The organism is Anabaena sp. PCC 7108 (assembly GCF_000332135.1).
In the GTDB taxonomy this organism is placed as follows: Bacteria; Cyanobacteriota; Cyanobacteriia; order Cyanobacteriales; family Nostocaceae; genus Anabaena.
Map to the genome: position 1 here is coordinate 1,577,803 of NZ_KB235896.1, position 21,081 is coordinate 1,598,883.

The 21,081-nt window shown below is 38.9% G+C and carries 18 protein-coding genes and 1 pseudogene; 7 read left to right on the forward strand and 12 right to left on the reverse strand.

Features of this window, described 5'->3' with window-relative positions:
- Positions 1–180: 180 nt before the first annotated feature.
- The 4 genes from ANA7108_RS27040 to ANA7108_RS27050 all read right to left on the reverse strand — a co-directional run bounded on the left by ANA7108_RS27040 (position 181) and on the right by ANA7108_RS27050 (position 7,325).
- Positions 181–4,590 carry a CHAT domain-containing protein gene (locus ANA7108_RS27040; RefSeq protein ID WP_016950241.1) on the reverse strand — a complete coding sequence of 1,470 codons (4,410 nt, stop codon included), beginning with the start codon at positions 4,588–4,590 and terminating at the stop codon, positions 181–183.
- Positions 4,591–4,640: 50 nt separating this feature from the next.
- Positions 4,641–5,684 (reverse strand): serine protease, encoded by a 1,044-nt coding sequence (locus tag ANA7108_RS0107920; RefSeq protein WP_042490340.1) that lies wholly within the window; start codon positions 5,682–5,684, stop codon positions 4,641–4,643.
- Between the two features lie 62 nt (positions 5,685–5,746).
- Complete coding sequence (locus ANA7108_RS27045) at positions 5,747–6,631, reverse strand: serine protease (RefSeq protein WP_016950243.1); 885 nt, start codon at positions 6,629–6,631, stop codon at positions 5,747–5,749.
- A 118-nt stretch (positions 6,632–6,749) separates the two neighbouring features.
- Complete coding sequence (locus tag ANA7108_RS27050) at positions 6,750–7,325, reverse strand: COP23 domain-containing protein (RefSeq protein WP_016950244.1); 576 nt, start codon at positions 7,323–7,325, stop codon at positions 6,750–6,752.
- A gap of 379 nt (positions 7,326–7,704) precedes the next feature.
- Between ANA7108_RS27050 and scpB the strand changes: the two genes are divergently transcribed.
- Together scpB and map are read left to right on the forward strand one after the other, a co-directional pair.
- Positions 7,705–8,226, forward strand: coding sequence for an SMC-Scp complex subunit ScpB (gene scpB, locus ANA7108_RS0107935; protein ID WP_016950245.1), 522 nt, complete (start codon positions 7,705–7,707; stop codon positions 8,224–8,226).
- Positions 8,227–8,513: 287 nt separating this feature from the next.
- Positions 8,514–9,341: a type I methionyl aminopeptidase gene (map, locus tag ANA7108_RS0107940; RefSeq protein WP_016950246.1), complete on the forward strand. Its 828-nt coding sequence runs from the start codon at positions 8,514–8,516 to the stop codon at positions 9,339–9,341.
- A 229-nt stretch (positions 9,342–9,570) separates the two neighbouring features.
- On the opposite strand, the gene ANA7108_RS30135 is transcribed toward map, so the two are convergent.
- Complete coding sequence (locus ANA7108_RS30135) at positions 9,571–9,735, reverse strand: hypothetical protein (RefSeq protein ID WP_016950247.1); 165 nt, start codon at positions 9,733–9,735, stop codon at positions 9,571–9,573.
- Between the two features lie 252 nt (positions 9,736–9,987).
- Between ANA7108_RS30135 and ANA7108_RS0107950 the strand changes: the two genes are divergently transcribed.
- Entirely contained in the window at positions 9,988–11,379 is a 1,392-nt protein-coding gene (locus ANA7108_RS0107950; protein WP_016950248.1) for an amidase, read from the forward strand.
- 132 nt (positions 11,380–11,511) lie between these two features.
- Here ANA7108_RS0107950 and ANA7108_RS0107955 read toward each other — a convergent pair whose 3' ends face one another.
- From ANA7108_RS0107955 to ANA7108_RS30890, 3 genes are all read right to left on the reverse strand, one after another.
- Positions 11,512–11,997, reverse strand: a complete 486-nt coding sequence (locus tag ANA7108_RS0107955) for a hypothetical protein (protein ID WP_016950249.1) — start codon at positions 11,995–11,997, stop codon at positions 11,512–11,514.
- A 161-nt stretch (positions 11,998–12,158) separates the two neighbouring features.
- Entirely contained in the window at positions 12,159–12,803 is a 645-nt protein-coding gene (locus ANA7108_RS0107960; RefSeq protein WP_016950250.1) for a Uma2 family endonuclease, read from the reverse strand.
- Positions 12,804–12,993: 190 nt separating this feature from the next.
- Positions 12,994–13,182, reverse strand: a complete 189-nt coding sequence (locus tag ANA7108_RS30890; RefSeq protein WP_016950251.1) for a hypothetical protein — start codon at positions 13,180–13,182, stop codon at positions 12,994–12,996.
- 38 nt (positions 13,183–13,220) lie between these two features.
- Here ANA7108_RS30890 and ANA7108_RS30895 point away from each other — a divergent pair.
- Positions 13,221–13,409, forward strand: a pseudogene (locus ANA7108_RS30895) (hypothetical protein); the annotation flags it as partial.
- Between the two features lie 219 nt (positions 13,410–13,628).
- Complete coding sequence (locus tag ANA7108_RS0107970) at positions 13,629–14,075, forward strand: Hsp20/alpha crystallin family protein (RefSeq protein WP_016950252.1); 447 nt, start codon at positions 13,629–13,631, stop codon at positions 14,073–14,075.
- A gap of 204 nt (positions 14,076–14,279) precedes the next feature.
- Here the strand turns inward: ANA7108_RS0107970 and ANA7108_RS0107975 are convergent, their stop codons facing one another.
- Positions 14,280–14,702 (reverse strand): tyrosine-type recombinase/integrase, encoded by a 423-nt coding sequence (locus tag ANA7108_RS0107975; protein ID WP_016950253.1) that lies wholly within the window; start codon positions 14,700–14,702, stop codon positions 14,280–14,282.
- Positions 14,703–15,041: 339 nt separating this feature from the next.
- Between ANA7108_RS0107975 and ANA7108_RS27060 the strand changes: the two genes are divergently transcribed.
- Positions 15,042–15,290: a helix-turn-helix transcriptional regulator gene (locus ANA7108_RS27060; protein WP_016950254.1), complete on the forward strand. Its 249-nt coding sequence runs from the start codon at positions 15,042–15,044 to the stop codon at positions 15,288–15,290.
- Between the two features lie 539 nt (positions 15,291–15,829).
- Here ANA7108_RS27060 and glmS read toward each other — a convergent pair.
- On the reverse strand, positions 15,830–17,725 hold the full coding sequence (glmS, locus tag ANA7108_RS0107990) for a glutamine--fructose-6-phosphate transaminase (isomerizing) (RefSeq protein ID WP_016950256.1): 1,896 nt from the start codon (positions 17,723–17,725) through the stop codon (positions 15,830–15,832).
- Positions 17,726–18,188: 463 nt separating this feature from the next.
- The gene (psaC, locus tag ANA7108_RS0107995) at positions 18,189–18,434 is read right to left on the reverse strand and encodes a photosystem I iron-sulfur center protein PsaC (RefSeq protein ID WP_015080270.1); all 246 of its coding nucleotides are present in this window, start codon (positions 18,432–18,434) and stop codon (positions 18,189–18,191) included.
- Positions 18,435–19,375: 941 nt separating this feature from the next.
- Between psaC and ANA7108_RS0108000 the strand changes: the two genes are divergently transcribed.
- Complete coding sequence (locus ANA7108_RS0108000; protein ID WP_016950258.1) at positions 19,376–19,747, forward strand: DUF6464 family protein; 372 nt, start codon at positions 19,376–19,378, stop codon at positions 19,745–19,747.
- A gap of 67 nt (positions 19,748–19,814) precedes the next feature.
- Here ANA7108_RS0108000 and fmt read toward each other — a convergent pair whose 3' ends face one another.
- Positions 19,815–20,813: a methionyl-tRNA formyltransferase gene (gene fmt, locus ANA7108_RS0108005; protein WP_016950259.1), complete on the reverse strand. Its 999-nt coding sequence runs from the start codon at positions 20,811–20,813 to the stop codon at positions 19,815–19,817.
- Between the last annotated feature and the right edge of the window lie 268 nt (positions 20,814–21,081).

Genomic DNA, 21,081 nt, shown 5'->3' on the forward strand with positions numbered 1-21,081 from the left:
TACTCAAAGGTAATAGATAATTGGTAATAAAATCCCAGACTTCATCCTCTTCATCCTTAAATCCTGGAAATCCTGATTCAGACAGTTTCCCTAACTAGCAACTTACGTTATTAGATTTAGTAAGACATCAACAATTCCTCAATTATTCTTCAACTTAAAACTCACACTTACCTTCTGGTATTACCAAGGATTACCAATCATAGTAAACGCTGCCCAGTAAAAAGGATGAGAGAGATCACCAACAATATTTTGGGTTAAATAACTTGCCAATTCAGGTGAGAGATCAATGCTATTATTCCCACTGATTAATTTATTACCTTCTATTCTGACTTGTCCTTTAATCATAGCTATCTGCGCTTGTCGTAGAGCTTCTGCTTTAATGGGAGCAGTTTTTAACTGTCCGTAAAACTCAGTTATTAATCCCAGAGTTCCAGCATCTGAAATATACCATAAACTAGCAACAGATGTTTTCACACCAGTGTTTACTGCTAATCCAGCAAAACCTAACTCCGCATTTTTATCATCTCCAATTGCTGATTTACAAGCACTTAAAACTAGTAATTGTACTTTTGGATTATTCCATCCTAATTGACGGACTTCATTAAAGTTCAGTTTACGATCATATAACTGGAGATATGACTGACGAGATTTCTCAGAAACAAAGTCTACGTGAGTTGCCAAATGAATTATTTCATAAGACTGGCGTTGTCTTTTCAGATTATTTAGAGTAAATTCTCTGTTAAGAAAAGATTTACCTGTCCATAGTTTTTGGACAATAGTGGAAAGCTCAACCGGAACTGCCTTTAAGGGAGACTGATTTTGGTTTTTGGCAAATTCACTAGCTCCCATTGCTAAGACTTGGGAGTTCTTGATACTAACGTAATTAGTATCAGTAAGGCTAAGACTGGGTAATATCCCCAAGCTGTACTTTTCAACCAAAAACTTTTTACCATCTTGGAGGGCAGCTAAGGGAATAGAACGTAAACCTGCATCCATCGAAAAAACGAGATTTGTCACCCCTTGCTTTTGCAATTCCTCTTCTAGAGGTTTAATCAGCCATTGATGTAGTTGCTGTGCAGAGGCTAAATACTTATTATTAGTAGCTTCTTGGGGAACAGAAATTTCACCATAAAAATTGCGAGCTATTTGTAAAACTTTCTGTCTAGTTGCGTCATCAACCTGTTTCTTGATGGGTTTACCTTCAGCAGTCACAAGGACTAAATATAGTAGATCTTTATCTTTTGTGGAGATATCGGCACTAGGAGAGAATCTTGCATAGATGACTGCGGGTTTAACACCTGTTGCTTCTTGAATTTTTCTGAGATCAGCTTGTATATCAGATAAGCTTTTAGTGGGAAAATCGTCCGTGATTTCTAGATATTGTTTAAATTCATTGGTAAAATTTTCCTCTATTTCTTGTATTAGAAAAGGATCAAATACAACCGGATTGTTATTATCAATAATGGGTAATTCAGTAGGTATTTCTGGTGGGATAAAGTCTTTGTTAGGATCAATAATATCAATTGAAGGATTTGTATTTGATTGAGTAATGATTTGAATAGTTCCTTGATTGTAACTATTGAGGAAAGATTGAATAGGTGAAATAACATTACTAGAACTACTAGAAATTGCTCCAGCAGTACCATTAATCGTACCATTACCTACAACAAAGGCTGTATTACCATTACCACCGTGACGAATAGTAACATTACCGCTATCTGCGCCACCTAAAGTTGAGATACTGGCATTAATGTTGTTGCTATCAAGAAATGTATCAATAGCGCGGAAAAATTGATTTGTTGTAATGTCAACATTCCCACCAATACCATTTTTACTTTGGGTATTGATAGCAGAAACTTCAATATCATTATTAGCATCTAGTTTGACTGCACCACCATTGTCAGTGTTAGAACTGGAATTTAACACTCCAGCTTTAATACTGTCCTTAGCTTCAATAGTGATTCCTGAACCATTGGTTGTGATATTTTCAGTCGTTACCGTTCCCGTATTACTTTTGAGGATGAAATTATCAGGAGTTGAACTGGGTGTAGGATTAGGAGTTGAACTAGGTGTGGGATTAGGAGTTGAACTGGGTGTGGGATTAGAAGTTGAAGTGGGTGTAGGATTTGGTGTGGGATTGGTAGAAATATCCTTTGTAGAAATATTACCTTTTGCCAGCAGAGTGATAGGATAGTTAGTTGTAATATTACCTGTTGCAGTGATTGAACCTGCATTGGAATTAAATACTTGGTTAATACCCGTGAGAGTGAGGGGACTACCAAAGTAGATATCGCCAATAGTAGTGATGTTACCTAAGATATTTGTGTTGGCGGCGCTGAGAATTTTGAGACTACTGAGTGGAGTTGTACCGCCAATAGCATCACCAAAATTAATGTTACCTGTACCCGCACGGAGAGTTAAATCGCCACTACCATCAATTGTGTTAGCAAAAGTAATATCAGCATTGCCAGAGTTTAAAGAAAAATTAGCACCATTTCCAAATAAGACTTTGGGCAACAAAGTGATAGGTTGATTATTGGTGGTGACATCTATGTCTTTATTGAGGATGATTGTGGCGACATCGGCATTCAGTAAAGAAGGATTATCTGTGGCTGTGATTTTAATATTGCTGTTAACAGTCAGATTTCCACCAGGAGAAGTAATTGTGATTGTATCTTGGAATAATTTGACAACATCACTAACTATATTAACAATACCATTACCATCATTGCGTCCAACCTTGATAAAATTAAAGCCATTTTTGAAGGACGTTAAATCAGATATAGTGAGGTCTAGAGTTGCTGTCCCGCTATCATCAGTACCACCCAAATTAATATTTTGATTAGAGGTGGATGGTTGCAAAACTAAGTTACCTGTGCCACTAACTGAATTAGCACCTCCTAGCAGGTTGATTTCTTTTCCAGAAAGAAAGATATCCTTTGAATGCAAAGAACCAGCATTGATAGTACCAGCACCAGATAGGGTAATTGAACCACTAGGGCTATTTCCAGAACGAGTATCAATATTTCCTACTTCTATACTTCCAGCGGGTAAACCCAAGGAACTGGTGGGAGTCGTGAAGGATGTTCCACCATTAGAACTAGGAAAATTTTCAGGAGTAATTGCAGCTAAACCCGCGCGTAAAATCAATGCACGAGTAGTGGTTAATGCCGTATAATCTGGATCTGAGCTAGGAATACTCCCACTTGTATCAGCCGAAGTAATTTTAATATTTCCACCTTTAATACTACCTGTCGCTTCTACCTTCAGCGCCGCACCTGTATAGTCTCCAAATATTACATCTCCATTAGCCCTGATAATAGGGTCAAACAGACTCTGAAAAGTTCCTGCACCACCGGAAAGGTTTTTAATAGCAAATTGTCCACCACTGTAAAAATGAGCATCTCCAGAAACTACACCATCACTTACTAAACTCAAATTCCCACCGCTAACAAATGGTGTTTGGGGATGATTCAAGGACAGAATATCAATATTCTGATTTCCCTGGATATAAAGATTTCCCCCGGCTTGGGCTAAAAAGGGATTGGTAATACCATCTCTTACCCTGATAGTGTCTTTAGCTAAGAGGTTTAAATCTCCAGTGGTTTGGAGTTGACTTTCAAATAAAGTTAAATTGTTAGCGGCTGATAAGGTAGCAGATTGGGCTGTAATATTTTTAGCAACTACATCCCCGGAATTTACAGTCAGTCCTGAACCTGTAAGTTCTACTTGTCCGTTGCTGTTCACTGTTAGACTGTCGGCATTACCGCCATTAATACCTGTTAACAAGTCTAATAGAGTGAGGGGAGTAGGAGATGTGTCTGATGGAGATTGAACTTCTAGACTGAGTATATGTCCGGTTTGACTGATGCGGAGGAGATTTTGACCAGGAACTGATGCAACTGTAATGTTACCACCTGGTGCTGATAAGTTGCCAGTGCTGACAACAGTACCACCGATTAAGTTTAAATTATTGCCAGTCCCAACTTTTAAATTGCCAAAATTAATGATACTACCTGGTTGGGAAGCAGAAAAACCAAAGGCGTTAGGAGTTCCTACTAAATTTGCATAGTCATTATTACCAATTGCATTAAATTTATTTGTACCGAACCAGATGCTATTAGCTGTGGTGGCGGTGAAGTCTCCTGGTATGTTTAATCTCGCATTAGCACCAAATACAATTCCAGATGGGTTGATTAAAAAGAGGTTGGAGTTACCACCAATGACTTGTAGTAGTCCGTTGATGATTGAAGGATCACCACCAATAACACGCCCTAAAATGTTGCGAATGTTGGGATTGGAGAGAAAGTTGGCTGTTTGGTTGGAGTCTAGTCCGAATTTTTGAAAGCTGTGAAAAAGATTGGCGTTATCTCTGGAAAGGTTTCCACCACTGATGTCTATTTGATTTCCGTGGGTGTTTACGACTGAACCGCCACCTGTGGCTGGGGTGATTTGGCCTGTGGCTGGTGCGATCGCACTCAAATTAGCTATGATGGCGATGCCTGTGGCGAGCGTTGGCGTAGCCTCTCGTAGAGAAGCTATCGCATTGGTAAGTAGAAATAAACCTATCTTTCCCACAAGAGAATCCATATAAATCCTTGGTATAGCTAAAACTTTCCCCCACAGAAGATATTACCAGATCACCAGTTATTATTCTGAGTAGGAGTAGGATTAGTATTTTGATTGGATACTGGTGGCTGAGTTACTGGTTGACTAGGTTGGCTGGGTGGGGATATTGTGTTATTGTCTGACTTTTGACTTCCAGCTTCGGACACAGCATCTTCTTCCTCAATCACATCTTCCTCAGTAATATTTATTGTTGGTGGTACTCTATTATTATTATTAACACCTCTGGTAGCAATTAGATTGTTAAATAACCCTGGCTCTGATGTATCCAATGTGATTCTAAATTGCTGAACCGCATTCGGTACTAATTTCAAAAAAGTCTGAATGGGAATCCCTAAATTAAATCCAGTTTTGAAGTAGCCAGCTTGTTTAGAAGCTTCATCTTTGTCCCCTCGTCCGTGAATACCTACAAGTCTTCCTGATACATCAAAAACGGGACCCCCACTCATACCGGCTCTAGTATTAGCTGTATAAGTGAGTGCATATCCATTGTCTACTGCTTCCTCTTTCTCGTCTTCAATTGAGTCTTCTTGATCTAAGCGACTGGAAATCTGGGAAGAGGTAAATTGAAAAGAGCGGACTTTAATTGCTAATGCTTTATTGGAAAATCCCGCAACATAAATCCCCGCCCCTTCTGTGGTATAATTGGAATCCCCAAGAGTCGCTACGGTAAAGTTGCGATTGCTGCGAAAGCGGACGATTGCTAAATCTACGCCAGGTAATCTCTGAATATCTTTTGTTGTCGAAATCGCAATTTTTTGGCGTTGTTTCCGCCCATCTTGAGCTATCGGTGTAGTAACTTGATATTCATCGTCGTTATACTGGACAACGTGATTCGCTGTCAAAACCACATAAACAAACTGTCCACCTTCTTTGTAGCGTCCAATAATTACCCCAGAACCAGGAGCATTAACAGTCGGCTTAATTAAAACTAAGGTTGATTTAGCTATCTTTGCTACTTCTGTTGGGATTAAAGCTTGTTTAGCAAAAGCTGGACTGGCTACCATAACTATTGCTGCACCGAGCAAGCAACCGGAGAAAGTATATTTATTTAACATGATATATTGGTAGTCCTTGATCTTCAAAAGGGAAGTTATGTTATATTCACCAGGGGCAAATTTTACCAAACTGAACGAACAGGTTTCTCTTTGGTGATTAAACTTGGTGTTAGATTTGGTGACTGTTCTAGGTCAATTACAGCAGAAGATGAGGAAGGAACTGTATATGGATATATACTGCCACTAGCAAATTGAGGGGCGTGTTGCAAAAATATTTGCATAGAAACAGCCCAACTAGATTCCTCAAACTTGGCTCGAATTTCGGAAACTGGAGTGGAACCGTCTTGAAAAATAAAGGGATTTCCCCAAAGAGGATATTTGTGTCTACCATTAATTGCTACCAGTTTACCACGCTGATTAATTACTGGTCCGCCACTCATGCCTTTGAGAATGTCATTACTATAACCAACTTGGTAGCCACCTTGGAAAGATTTAGGTAAGATGTAATCGACTTTTCCGACTGTGAATGACCAAGTTTTGGTTTGATTGGGAAATCCAGCAGCAAAAGTTTGATCACCAACAGCTAAAGGTGTGTTAGCAATTGAAGCGATCGCATAATTTTGATTACTCTTAAAAGTGACTAGTCCTAAATCATCGTCTTGAAAATTAATTGCTTTAATTGCTTGACCGTTATAAATTTTACCATCAAGTGTTTGGATTTGATAGTTAGTCCCTAATCTCAAAACATGAGCGTTAGTGACTACAGTATAAACTTGACCTTTTTTGCTTATAATCACACCCGTTCCCCAGCCTTGTCCGGCTATAATCTTCACGCTAATTGCGCGGGTAATCTCGCGCAGAGCATTTACTGATAAATCGCTATCAGATTGGTTGGTTTGGGAAACAATTATCGGTATTTGTTTGTCTTTTGAATAGACAACTTCGGCTGAAAGAATGCAATACAAAAAGGCAATCAAAGCAAATAAACTAACTCTTAAATATTTCATTTTCGTCCCATCTAAAAATATTTGACTAGTAAATCCTTCCCACTATAATTCTTAGTTCTGAGAAGGATTTCAGTCCATATTAGTAGAAGTTTTAGCTGGTTTCAAAAAAACTTCACTTTCACCAGCTACCACCTGGAGTTGGCTGGTTAGGTTGGGTTGTTTCACTAGGTTCTGGGTTCGCAGATGCTGTGGGTTCTGAGCTACCGAGGCTAGATAGCATTTTATTGACATCAATGTAAACTCGCTCAGAAGACTCTTGCACAACTGCACCAGCAGCACCAGCACGATTATCAAACAGGGTTTGCATTACTTCAGCGACATTCAGCCTGTTACGGCGACTCAAAGTGAACAAAACATTTCCCCCGTTGCAGGAACCGCCAGGAGATGCAGCACAGACTACTGGTAATCCATTGACAATCCCGGCAGTTATGTAATTTAACTGACCTGTACTCCTAAAGCTGTTAAATCTTCCTGATACTTCCAGACATCTCTGTCTTGGAGTGTATCCAGACGCAGAAAAAGCTTCTGAACGCCAACTGACAACCACGTTTCCATTAACAACAGTTGTGTAGTTATTTAAATTACAACTAAATGGTCCAGGAGTTTGAGCAGAACTAGGTTGGTTAAAAACTACGCCTACACTAGCAGCAACTACGAAGCTGCCAGTCAGAATGGACAAAGCTTGTCGAAACATTATTAATCTCCTAAAAGTTTTACACGCAATCATTTATGTAAGAGTATAAACAAAAAAAATAGGCGTGTATATAGTAGGAATGCTGAGAGTTCAAATCTTAATATAAAAATATTAGTTTTAAGACTGAACTTTATAATTCCAATTGTAAGTAAAGTTTTATAATTGAAATATTGACAATATTTATACAATATGTGATTTGAATTTCACCTCTTGTAGGGTGCGTCAGACCCGATAATTTGCCCACAATTAACAAAATTTGGTAATCTGATGCACCCTACTAATGTGTGAGGACTAATTTCAGGTGTGTCAGACCCGATAATTTGCCCACAATTAACAAAATTTGGCAATCTGACGCACCCTACTAAACTTCTTGTTCAAAATGCCTAAAAATATATCCATAGCCATCAAAATAGAAGCAATTCTTTATTTAAAGGGTAAACCCTTGTCCTTGAGTGAAATCGCCGAGTATGCTGGGTGCGATCGCGCCACAGCCGAAGAAGGTATAATTGAACTCATGGACGATTATGCCCGTAGAGATAGTGCTTTGGAAGTTGTAGAAACCCTAAATGCTTACAGTTTGCAAGTCCGGTCAGATTTTTATGATTTAGTACAGACTTTGATTCCTGTAGAATTAGGTGTAGGAGCTTTACGGACTTTAGCAGCGATCGCTCTTAATAGTCCCATGCTCCAAAGTGATTTAATTAACCTACGCGGTTCAGGTGCATATCAACACGTTCCCGAACTTGTAGAATTGGGTTTTGTTCGCAAACGTCGAGACGGCGATTCTCGTTCATACTCATTACAAATCACACCGAAATTTCACCAGTACTTTCAAATTGATCAACTCCCCCAAATATTCCCTACAACAGAGAACGAACAACAGCTAGAACTAGAGTTTTGACACTCTCAGGGCTAAAGCCGCTGAGATTCTGCGGACAGAGTAAACTTAGGTAGTACCCAAAGGTTAATTCTCGCTACGGTCGTCAAACACCGTCTACCCAGTAAGCTACTTTTCTTCACATACCTTTAAATTTTTCTGTTTACCTACTTAGTTATTTCTGTCACTCTGCATGAGTCCTTCAGAGGTGCAAAATAAGTTAACTTAGAATATGGAATAGATATTTTTTTGCAATAGATATCAACGAATTCACACTTAAGCTGCAAAGCGCCAGTAATTATTAATTCCCCATGAACATTTTCAGTAATCTGCTTTCTAAACCAGCCCAACCTAAACCAGCACCAAGACAACGGCGAGGAATTGAAATTAAATCGCCCCGTGAAATTGAGATTATGCGGCAATCAGCTAAAATTGTAGCAACCGTTCTCAAAGAAATTTCTGAACTAGTCAAGCCAGGAATGACTACGGCTGATTTGGATGCTCATGCAGAAAAACGTATCCGGGAAATGGGTGCAACACCTAGCTTTAAGGGATATCATGGTTTTCCCGCTTCAATCTGCTCTAGCATTAATAATGAAGTAGTTCATGGTATTCCTAGTCCCAAAAAATTTATCCGCCTGGGAGATGTCTTAAAAGTAGATACTGGCGCATATTATCAAGGTTTTCACGGAGATTCATGTATTACAATTGCTGTAGGTGATGTGACTCCAGAAGCGGCTAGACTGATTCGCGTCGCGGAAGAATCCCTCTTCAAAGGTATTGAACAGGTAAAAGCTGGTGTACATCTAGCTGAGATTGCTGGTGCAATTGAAGACCATGTAAAAGCTAATAAATTTTGTGTGGTAGAAGAATTTACTGGACATGGTGTTGGTCGAAATTTACACGAAGAACCCGCTGTATTTAATTACAGAACTCGTGACATACCTAATGTGAAGTTGCGTGCGGGAATGACTTTAGCAATTGAGCCAATTTTAAATGCTGGTTCAAGATTAACGCGAATTTTATCTGACAGGTGGACAGCTGTAACCGTGGATAATTCTCTATCTGCACAGTTTGAGCATACGGTGTTGGTGACAGATACAGGTTATGAGATTTTAACGGATAGATCACAACTTTAGATAAATCGAGAATGCGATCGCATTTTTGGCGAGTGCGATCGCTATTGTCATGGAGAGACCGAAAAAGTCTTGCTAATTCAGTAAAATCAGATAATTTGTTTTTTGGAATTATTTAAAATCAAAATAAGTGAATATAATGATATAGCGTTTCCTAGTCTAGTAAAGTACAAAATCATCTGCGTTTAATTATTAGAACTTGTACCTCACTTGAATGCTAATTGCTATACTATTAATAGTCATTATCAGCCACACAAATACCTTTACATTTAATACCGTTTGTAGCGGTACGTTGACAGTGAATACAGAGAACTTTTTCGGCTTTGGTTTCTTGATTTATCTTTTTAGTACTTGCCTGTAGCTGATCTTTTTCGTTCTGGAGTTTGATAGTCATCATATCTCGTCTCAATACTAATAAAGATACTTTTAAAACATATTATCAGAAAAAACAACATCTAGATGCCATTGATGGGATGGTTTAATAATTGTTAGGTTACTATTATTCACCATGAGGCTAGACATCAGCATCTAGAAATGATAACTTACTCAATATTAGCAGCAAAATCAAGCTGAAAAACCATAATTACCAAAGATGCAAAATTTATAACTTTTGATAGATGTATGAAAATTCCAATTAGAAAAAACAGTAATGAATGAAACTGACTTAGCTTTTACCCCTGCACTGGAGTTAGCACAATTAATTCGTCGTCGGGAATTGTCGCCTCTAGAGTTAGTAAAATTATATTTAGAACGGATTGAACGCTTAAATCCTCAACTAGGAAGTTATTTTACAGTAACAGCAGATTTAGCTATTGCTGATGCCAAAGCCAAAACAGAATTACTCACAACTACCTCAGAATTACCGCCATTTTTTGGTGTACCAATTTCTATCAAAGACTTAACATCTGTGGCTGGTATTACCTGTACGTATGGTAATCCAGCACTGTTAAATAATATAGCTAAACATGATGATGGGGTAGTAACAAAGATTAAAGAAGTTGGGTTTATTATTCTTGGGAAAACTGCGACTTCTGAATTAGGTTCTTTTCCTTACAGTGAAGCCACCGGATTTCCCCCAGCGAGGAATCCCTGGAATTTAGAATATACTCCTGGTGGTTCCAGTGGTGGTGCAGCCTCATCAGTTGCAGCAGGATTAAGTGCGATCGCTCAAGGTTCTGATGGTGGTGGTTCAATTCGTGGACCTGCGGCTTGTTGTGGTGTCGTGGGTATCAAACCAAGCAGAGGAAGAGTCACTAAAGCCCCTGTAGGCGATCGCTTAGGGGGAATCGCTGTTAATGGTCCAATCGCCCGCACAGTCGTTGATGCAGCGGCTATGTTAGACGTTATCTCTGGCTATGTTACAGGTGATCCTTATTGGTTGCCAGATCCTGAACCCTCATTTCTGGCTGCAACTCAACAAAAAACCGATCACTTAAAAATAGCCTTTAGTACAAGTATGCTTCCCTTTGGAGAAGCTGACGCTAACTGTAAACAAGGGGTATTAAAAACCGTCCAGTTGCTGTCACAATTTGGACATCAAATAGAGGAACAATGCCCAGATTTTAGCGGTTTAGTTGAACCATTTCAAATTGTCTGGCAAGCTGGAATAGCAGCATCTGGGCTTCCCGCAGAAGCATTGCAGCCAGTAAATCGCTGGTTATTAGCCAGAAGCAATTCTGTTGGTGAATATCTACAAGCACTTGCCCAGATGCAGATAGTTTCACGACAAATTATCGCGTTTTTCGATACTTTTGATGTGCTGGTGTTGCCAGTTTATTTGCATTCACCGATTCGCGTAGGAGAATGGGCAAATTTGAGTCCAGAAGAGACATTTGAAAATATTGTCAACTGGGTTGCCCCTTGTCCTATAGCCAATGCTACTGGATTACCAGCTATAGCTATTCCTGTTGGTTTTGATAGCAATGGTTTACCCTTGAGTGTGCAGTTAATGGGTAAACCTGCCGCTGAGTCTACTTTAATTAGTCTAGCAGCGCAATTAGAAGCCGCTAATCCTTGGATTCAACATCGGCCATTACTTTAGTCAAAATCAGGATTTAGGGGATTTTAAAGATTGTACAGAATTTTATTGGTATGACTGAATATTAAAAATCAGGATTTTTACCAATACTAAATCCTGTGAATCCTTTCATCTTACTAATCCTGATGCTGACGTTTATTTGACCAGTTTTTCTTGTTCCCTAGCATCAACAACTAAAACTAAACAAAGTGCAGCAACTGCTTTTTCCCATTCCTGACGGACTTTAACATCTTCCACACCATCAAATAAACCTACCAAACGAGGAACGGCTTGTTCTAAAGCTGCGTGTGGTACAGGACGATGTAATTCAACTAAATGATTGATACTTTCTTGATTATTGAGAAAACCAACTACCCATTTTGTTGTATGGTCTGGGCTGTCAGGAACACGCTGAACTCCTAACTCATTTTTTAGCCAGTCATAAAAAAGAGGTAAATGTTGAGATAAGACTGCACCAGCCGTAGGTAAGGTTTTTTTAAGTAAGTTAATATCTAAACTATTTAATTCTTGTTTCAGTGCTGGTGAGTTGATAACCTGATTCAAAGGAGTTGAGAGAATTGTTTCTATCTCAGACTCGGAAAAATCTAAATTTTGGGTGAAAGTTAAAATTAATGATTCCATTTCTTATACTCCAAATAATGATCTATGATAATTCGATATTGATTCAATTTTGATGACCAGAATTAGCTCTTTAACTGAGTCATTTTTTTTGTTATGTTCCTATCATACACTAAGTGGTGATAGGTGGGTGAAATGATGTAGAAAGCCAGCCTCAATAACTACTACTTTTTAATACCTGTAATAAATTCTGTTCTCGCATCAATAATGGAAGACATTAAAACACAACTCGCTAATAAATCTATATTTAAATCTGGCAATAATTCACTTTGATTAATTTGCTCATAATTATCATTTTTGAGATGATATAGAGACAATTGATTATTTTCCCAAAACCAGACTTCAGTAATATTAAATCTTTTGTATTTTTCAAGTTTATCAATACTACCACTGGTAATATTAACTTCAATTGCTAAATCTGGATTTGCTTTTGTCTTGGAAAGTTTGCTCAAGTCGGCAGAGCCGCCCACGCAACTTTCCGCTTTTTCTCCGATATAATAAGATTCATCAGGTTCAAAGGAAGCACTTTTTTCTTTTGCACGACGAGTAGCACTACCTACTGGGATAAAGTTTATCCCTTTTTCAAAGAGATATGCTTCTATCAAAATAGCGATAATTTTTTTGATATTTTCGTGTTGCTCACCAAGTGTCATAAATTCGATGCACCCATCAAGATAAGTTATCTGCAAACCTGCTGCATCTGCGGTTAAGGTTTCTATTATTTCAAATTCCTTCCAGGTGTAATAACCAGGTAGAAGAAATCGCTGTTCTGAAATTCCGGTGGTTTTGTCTAAGGTTTGGATAGTCATAGTAATTTTATGGTTATGACTTTAATATTAATTATAACTCATGGTCAGGTGATAATTCTCAGGTGGGGTGAATTTTTCTAGGTGTATGAGTTTTTAATTACCTCAAAACAGCAGATTTTCAAAAGGATAAGTTTGCTTCCAACGATAGGTGTTAAAATCACGCTGATCTACTGAAAAATGCGTCCATGTCCTAAATGTTCTGCTCTGCTAAAATTACTAGGGAAGCATCAGCTAAGTCCATTGGCAAATTAGCATATTTTTCCAATAATTGAATAATTCGCGGAGTATGGTGAGGTTCTAAATTAAAAACTGTAAATAATTCTTGTTCCAGACTATTTAAAAAAGTCACTTGAGCTTGAACTCCTTTGCGAGTTAGCAAAATATAACAGGTTTCTGTAACAACACACCATGTTGTAATTAAAGGTTCATTCTTTTGCCAATGAAAATTTAGCGCAGAGATTGGGGGTTACTGCCCAAAGTCTGATTACAGAACGGGAAAGCAAGAGCGAGAAGGAATTTCTGAGTTGGTCGAGGAATCGTGACCCAAGTGGGTTGGGGTGGAAATTTCAGCCTCAAGACGGATTATATTATCCAGTTAGGCAGTAGGTAAGTCAAACCAAATTAAAAAACAACTGACTAATTAAGTCGTGTTAACCGAACCAATATTAGTGTTAACCGAATTTTTTCGGGCTTAAATGATTGGTGTGGTAATCATCATTCAAGAAGTGATAAAAACCGAATTTACACTTTTTTGATTCTTCCTTAAGATAAAAATCAAAGAGTTGATGAAACACTCAAATCACTAACAAATAGAGGTATATCTATATGACACTGGTTCGTTACACCCCATGGAAAGAAATTAACACTCTAGAACGCAGCTTAAATCGCTTATTTGATGATTTAGTGCCAGCTACTTTGAAAGATTTAAATACTGTTACCAGAGTTCCTGCTGCTGAACTAACTGAAACTGATGATGCAGTTATTCTGAAACTAGAACTTCCTGGTATGGAAGCAAAATATTTGGATATTCAAGTCACAGAGGATGCGGTTTCTATCAGTGGAGAACGGAAGTCCACAACCGAATCAGAGCCTAACGGGAAAACCAGAAGTGAATTTTATTATGGTAAATTCCAGCGTGTAATTCCTCTACATGCACAGATTCAAAATACTAAAGTTACCGCTGAATATAAAGATGGTATTTTGAATCTGAATTTGCCCAAGATTGTTGAAGAAAAAAGCAAAGTTGTCAAAATAAATTTGGAGCAAAACTAAATTATAAAGCCGAAAAGTGGTCTGGGAAGCAGACGTTGAATAATTAGTTATGTCAGTGCGGTGACATATCATATAATTTAGCCTAGTTGTTTGATTCAACTGGGCTTTTTAGTAGAACCAGCAAACATTCCACCAATCCCGATAAGTAATTTATTCAAGCTTGTATGGTTCCAGTGATTACAGCTTCAGATTACAGGATTACAACTATTTTCGTCTAGGAACACTAATAAACTGCACTGCTTGACGCTTGGTTTCCTCACCCCGACGGTCATATCTAGCGGTTTGGTCAGTGGTGGCATGACCTACCAATTTCTGTACAGTCACAATATCAACACCGGAATCTAAAAGTTCTGAAATAAAGGTTCTGCGGAAATCATGTGCAGAAAAGTCACTAACCCCAGCTTCTTTACCGCGTTTTTCCAGAATTAACAAGACTGCCTGGGATGAAAGTTGTCGTAGAGTAACCACACCTGCTTTATTAATATGACAAAATAAAGACCCAGCTTCCCGTCCCCTCACTTTTAACCAGTCTTTCACCACCGTCACCGCCCCATCTGGTAAATAAGCAGTGCGGTCTTTACCACCTTTACCGTTGAGAATTTTGATGCTCCCAGACTTGAAAACCACATTCCGCAGATGTGACCAAGATAATTGATATTTTTGAAAAATCCCAGCCAGAAAAAATTATTGTAAGGATTCAGGTCTAAATTTGAGGGATTAAATAGCCAGGAAGCTTTATGACTTTCTTAAAGTGACGGCGTAAATGCCCTTGGCATTTCTGTTGAGCTTTAACTGGATAACCGTTATAGGCACTAAAGTCATCAGAACTGAGTGTAGAAATATAATAAAGTTGGGAAATTTACAAGACCAAAACCCTTATTTTTACGTTAGATTCAGACCCTCCTCATATTTTGTAAACTGTAGTAGCCATAATTTATAAGTATTGTTTACTGCTGTAGCTATTATATGACTAATCAGAGGGATAAAGAAACGAAAATGTATATTTATGTTGCTGATGTTGTTTCTGTTGTCTGGAATAAAGACAGAGCAGAGGTTTTAAAGCGATTGCGTGGTAAAAAATCCCGTCAAAAGCTAGTAGAGGAAATTGTGGCTCAAGGTGGTGAATGCTCCCACCAAAACCTGAAAAAATTAGAGTATGGCGAATCTGAAAGTGTTTCTATAAAAGTGTTAGATGCTATTTGCTCGGCTTTATAAATCTCTGTCAAGGATTTTCTTAGCACGGTGGAAGTGACTAAATAAAATTTTCTATAAAAATATTGCTTGTTGGCTACCAGAGTAACTAAACTATGATCTGAAATCAAAAAGCGATCGCCTTTTGTCAAACCCCATCAACGAGGTTATTCAGATGATGGTACAAGATGAATTTGATAATCAAACCTTGGCTCAATTAGAGTTTGAGGAGTACATTGAGCAGCTAGTTCAAGAAGGCAGGAGGCAGAGGGCAGAGGGCAGAAGGAACCAATTGGAAAGGGATTGTGACCCCTCCCAATCGGAAGCTCCCAAATTTTCGATTTGGGAGGGGCTTCATACCCTTACTCCTTTCAGTCGTGGGCAGAGGAGACATTCCTTCTGCCTCCTGCCTCCTGCCCTCTGCCTTTACCGGTGAAGAACTAAGTTTGGGCTATTGTGTCCAGTCTCGCCTACTCCTACCCACAAAAAATTCTCCTGTGGATGATTATTACATACACCCATAGGAGAATTTTTACAAATTTTTATTACCCTACAAATATCACTTATTCAACTGTCACAGACTTGGCTAAATTTCTGGGCTGATCTACATCCAAACCCCGTCGTGCGGCAATATGATAAGCTAACAATTGCAATGGAATAACTGTTAAAATAGGGGACAAAATTTCCTCCACATCAGAAACCGGAATTAAATCATTAAAGATTTCTGCCGCTTCCCCATCTTTAACAGAAGTCACGCCAATTAACCGGGAATCTCTAGCTTTAGCTTCTTGGGCATTAGAAATCACCTTTTCGTATACACTACCAGGAACAGCGATCGCAACAACTGGAACTTTAGCATCTAACAACGCAATTGGTCCATGTTTCATTTCTCCCGCTGGATAACCTTCGGCGTGAATATAGCTAATTTCCTTTAATTTCAAAGCCCCTTCTAAAGCAATAGGAAAATTAATTCCTCTCCCAATAAAGATAAAATCTTTCGTTTCTGAAAAATCATGTACCAAATGTTCAATATAACGTTCTTGAGTTTCTAAAATTGCTTCAATTTCCCCTGGTAACTGCCGTAAACCTGTGAGAATTTCCTCAAATCTTGGCGCACTAATCTCATGACGACGATAACCTAAATCTAACGCCAAAGCATAAAACGCCATTAATTGTGCCACAAAAGTCTTTGTCGCCGCCACACCAATTTCAATACCCCCATGAGTATTGATAATATTTGCAACCATATTACCCAAACTACTTTCTGGGCGGTTGGTAATTCCCAAAAGTCGCGCTTGATACTTAGCCTCTTTCCCTTGACGGCGTTCTTTTTCCATTGACAAAGCTGCCAAAGTATCAGCAGTTTCCCCTGACTGAGTTACCCCAATAGTAAGAGTATGAGCAGTTAGTGGTGATGGTGCATAACGAAATTCCGAAGCATATTGTACTTGTGTGGGAATTCCCGCTAATTGTTCTAATAAGTATTTACCCACTAACGCCGCGTGCCAACTTGTACCACAGGCAACAATTTGAATTTGTTCTAAATCTGCGTAAAATTCTGCTGGTAAACCCAAGTTCACCGGGGATTGATTTGTGATTTGGGCGTTGTCTTCTGTTGGGAAATAAGCCTCCAAACAATCCCGGACTACCCCCGGTTGCTCATAGATTTCCTTGAGCATAAAATGTTTGAATCCCTGTTTTTCCACCATGATGGGATTCCAGTTCAAGGTGCGGGGATGCTTCTTTAAACGATGCCCAGCAAAGTTGTATACTTCCACCCCTAAAGGAGTCAAACGAGCGATTTCGCCATTTTCTAGGGACAATACAGCGCGGGTATAGGGAACAATCGCCGGGGTATCAGAAGCACAGAAAAACTCACCTTGTCCGAAACCAATGACTAACGGTGCTTGTTGGCGAACTACAATCAATTCATCGGGGTAGTCAGCAGAAATAGCAGCGATCGCATAAGCCCCTTCTAATTTACTCACGGCTTCCCGCACCGCATCTAAAAACACCGAAGGAGAAGTAGGATTTTCAGAAGAATGCTTTAAACACTCAGCGATGAGATGGGGAATAACTTCTGTATCTGTTTCTGAGCGGAATTCATGTCCTAGCGCCTTTAGGTGTTCCCGCAACTCCCGATAATTTTCAATAATCCCATTCTGCACCACCGCTACCCGCAGCGCCGTATCCATATGTGGATGGGCGTTATGTTCTTCTGGTTTACCATGAGTTGCCCAGCGGGTGTGACCAATGCCAATTTGGGCAGGATTTTCGATTTGTTCGAGTTTAGAACGCAGGTTGAGTAATTTGCCCTTAGCCCGTACACAATTAACATCACCTTCCCAAATAGTGGCAATTCCGGCTGAGTCGTAACCTCTATATTCTAATTTTTCTAGTCCAGCTAGTAAAATATCTGTCGCTGCCTGAGTGCCTATATATCCAACTATTCCGCACATTGCTTCAACCACTCCGGTTTCAGGATGTTTACCAGTTAGCAGTTTCCAGTTGTCAGTTATCAGTTGATCTGGTTTAAATCTCTCACCATCAGCCTAATAACTGTTCAGGATTTACTGTTCACCGAATTTAATTAAGTATAGTTGTCAGCACAGATTGGTCATCGCCAAAATTCACGAACAGACTCACAAAGAGAGGGACGCACATACACTCCATGTCATCTTCGATGAGCAACTTTCTCTCTTCAAAAGGATTAATACAGCTTAATTACGTTAGCATAGCTTGCCGTAGGCACTATTACGAATTACGAATTACGTTAGCGTAGCTCTCCCGAAGGGAGCATTACGAATTATTTTAAGAGTGCTGAGTTCTGAGAGAAGAATCAAGAATGCTTTTAGGTGACTTGCTTCTGAATTCTTCCTGTTCTCAGACCTCAGCACTAATTTACTGAGTTTTTACAAATCCTCAGTATGCTAGACCCATGCTGCGAGTTGTTTCAGCGCCTAGATAAACTCGGATGCTTAAAAAGTCGGTGGGACAAGCAGTTTCACAACGTTTGCAACCTACACAGTCTTCTGTGCGGGGAGAAGCAGCAACTTGAGCAGCTTTACAGCCATCCCAAGGAACCATTTCTAGAACGTCAGTGGGGCAAGCGCGGACGCATTGGGTGCAGCCAATGCAGGTATCGTAGATTTTTACGGTATGAGACATTGAAAAAACTGCTCCTTTCGAGTGTTCTTCTCTGCGAAGGAATCATAATCAAGGCATAGTTTACCGCAGTCATTGATAGCCTGTAAGTAAAAGGCTACATAACTTTAAACAATGTAATAAGCTGCCTGAACAGTTTATCTGCCAAGATCGCCACTATTCAGCTTTAATCAGCAACATAGCCATCAAGTGTTTACCCGATAGATTCTCTCTCAGGAGCGCTGATTGTAAAGATGTGTAAATTTTAAGTCTTATTCTAGGGGTTATCTATAGTACTAATAGATGAGTAGCTAGACTAGGCTAAACTTTTGTCTGGTGATGACGAAATGTTAACTATTCCGCTATTATCTTCATATACGTGTATGTATCTAAATTATATCTTTATTAAATAAATTATTTACGCTTCAATTTATATTAAATAGCCCTATAAGAGCATAGAACCTCGATTTTTATCAAAATCACAAGTAACAACTTGACTCATAAATCCAAACCATACCAAGTTTATAGTTACGACAGCTAAGTAGGTGGGCGTTAAAAATTGTCGTTGGGGTAAGGCAGGGAGCAGGGGGAAAGAGGGTTTCAGCCCTATTTACTTTTCTTCACATACCTTTAAATTTTTCTGTTTACCTACTTAAAATCACCCAAAGTGTTGTCAAGTTTCCTAGACTTAGATTTACTGTTGCGGCTTGAGATTGATTGACAAAATCATTTATTTGATCAGATATAACATCTTTTAATTCATTTGTGTATGGTCAATTTACAGATTGTTTATCAAAATGTGATATCCGGGACTTTCAGTAGCAGCGATGGTGCTAAATACAGTACCGAAAGCGATCGCTAAAATCGAAATAAACTACGACATCAACAGCCTCTAAATATATTCATCTACAGTAGGCTATTGCGATATTATTTTTATAATGTAAATCACATAATATAAACTTATGATGGAACCAGACTCCTTACTAACAGAGGTAATTCTGACAAACCCACGTCAGTCTCTCGGTAGATTGCAACTTGATTGGACACCCCAACCAGGGAATTATCTTGATCTTGAAGGTAAAACCTATGCAGTTTTAGAACGTCGTCATAAGTATCAATTAAAAGCAGGACGCTACCGCTTACATAATGTAGCCATCTATGTACAATCTGCTAAACGACCAGATGAAAAAACCTTAATTGGCAGGCGTTGGGTAGTTGGTGATGCAACCTGTAGCTATAATGCTCATTCAGAAATCATTCGCTGTGCAGTCAACCCAGAAGGCCCTTGTAAATCCTGTCTGTTCTATGAAAATAGGGAACTCTTAACAGGGGGCTAAAGACTCTGGGACGGGGAAAAATTGAGAAATACCCCCGACTAAAACTGTTTTTAATTTTTAACTAATTTCAATCAGCCATCATTTCTCCCACCGTTAAGCGAGTACCATTAACAAAATCCCATCCAGATTGGGGACGTTTCCCTGTAAGCTGTACTTCTCTTAAAAGCAATAACCCTTCCCCAGTTTGTACAATTGCGCCGATGCCCTTAATAATACTCACTACTTGTCCAGGAACGCCGGATATACTTGACAAATTAGGTATTTTATGTATTTTATCTTGTAATTCAGGTGGTAACTCTTGAATATAAGCAGAATCGAGGGGAACAGTGGCTGTGATTTTTAGTGTTTGGTTACGAAAGGTAGTTATACAGTGAGGATAAAAACCTCTGATTTGATTGTGTAACTGGATAGCAGTCTTTGACCAGTCCAAATTATAGTCTTGCTTTTGAATCAAAGATGCATAAGTAGCTGCGGAATTATCTTGGGGAATAGGTCTAATTTCCTGACGTTCTAGCTTGAACAAGGTTTCTACCAACAAATCCGCACCAATTATCTCTAGCTGATCAGCTAAAATTTGGGCATTATCTAATAATTGAATAGGTATAGTTGCTTTTAAAAGCATATCTCCCGTATCCATGCCAGCATCCATTAACATCGTCGTAATCCCGGTTTTTTTCTCACCGTGATACAGACACCACTGAATTGGAGCCGCACCTCGATACTGAGGTAAAATCGAACCATGTACGTTGATGCAACCAAACTTGGGCATATTTAGGATTTTTTTAGACAAAATCTGTCCGTAGGCAACTACGACAAACACATCTGCTTCTAATTGTTGAAGTTGTTTTAAAGTTTCAACATCTTTTTTCACTTTCTCTGGTTGCCATACTGGGAGGTTGTGAGCAGTAGCAAGTATTTTTACTGGTGATGGTGTCAGTTTATTCCCTCGCTCTCGGCGTTTATCTGGCTGACTGACAACCGCTAAAACTTGAAATTCTGGGTGATTCAGTAATTTTTCAAGCGTGGGAACAGCAAACTGGGGAGTACCAAAAAATACGACTTTCATTTAGTTATGAGTTATTAGTGATTAGTTAATATTAAGTGCGTCATGAATCACTGACAACTGACTGCCCACAACTGACTAAATCCCAAGAGCGATGGAAAAGACCTACAGCAATTTTGCTTTTTGGACATTAAATTTTAGTTGTTTAATGGTAAAGTGTTTATTATTGGTGCAACAAAAATTTCCTTGATCGACTCAGCAATTTTGGCAAGTAAGTCAGCTAGGATTCGTTATCCATGTTGTTTACAAGCATCAAAATCTGGCTATCCCT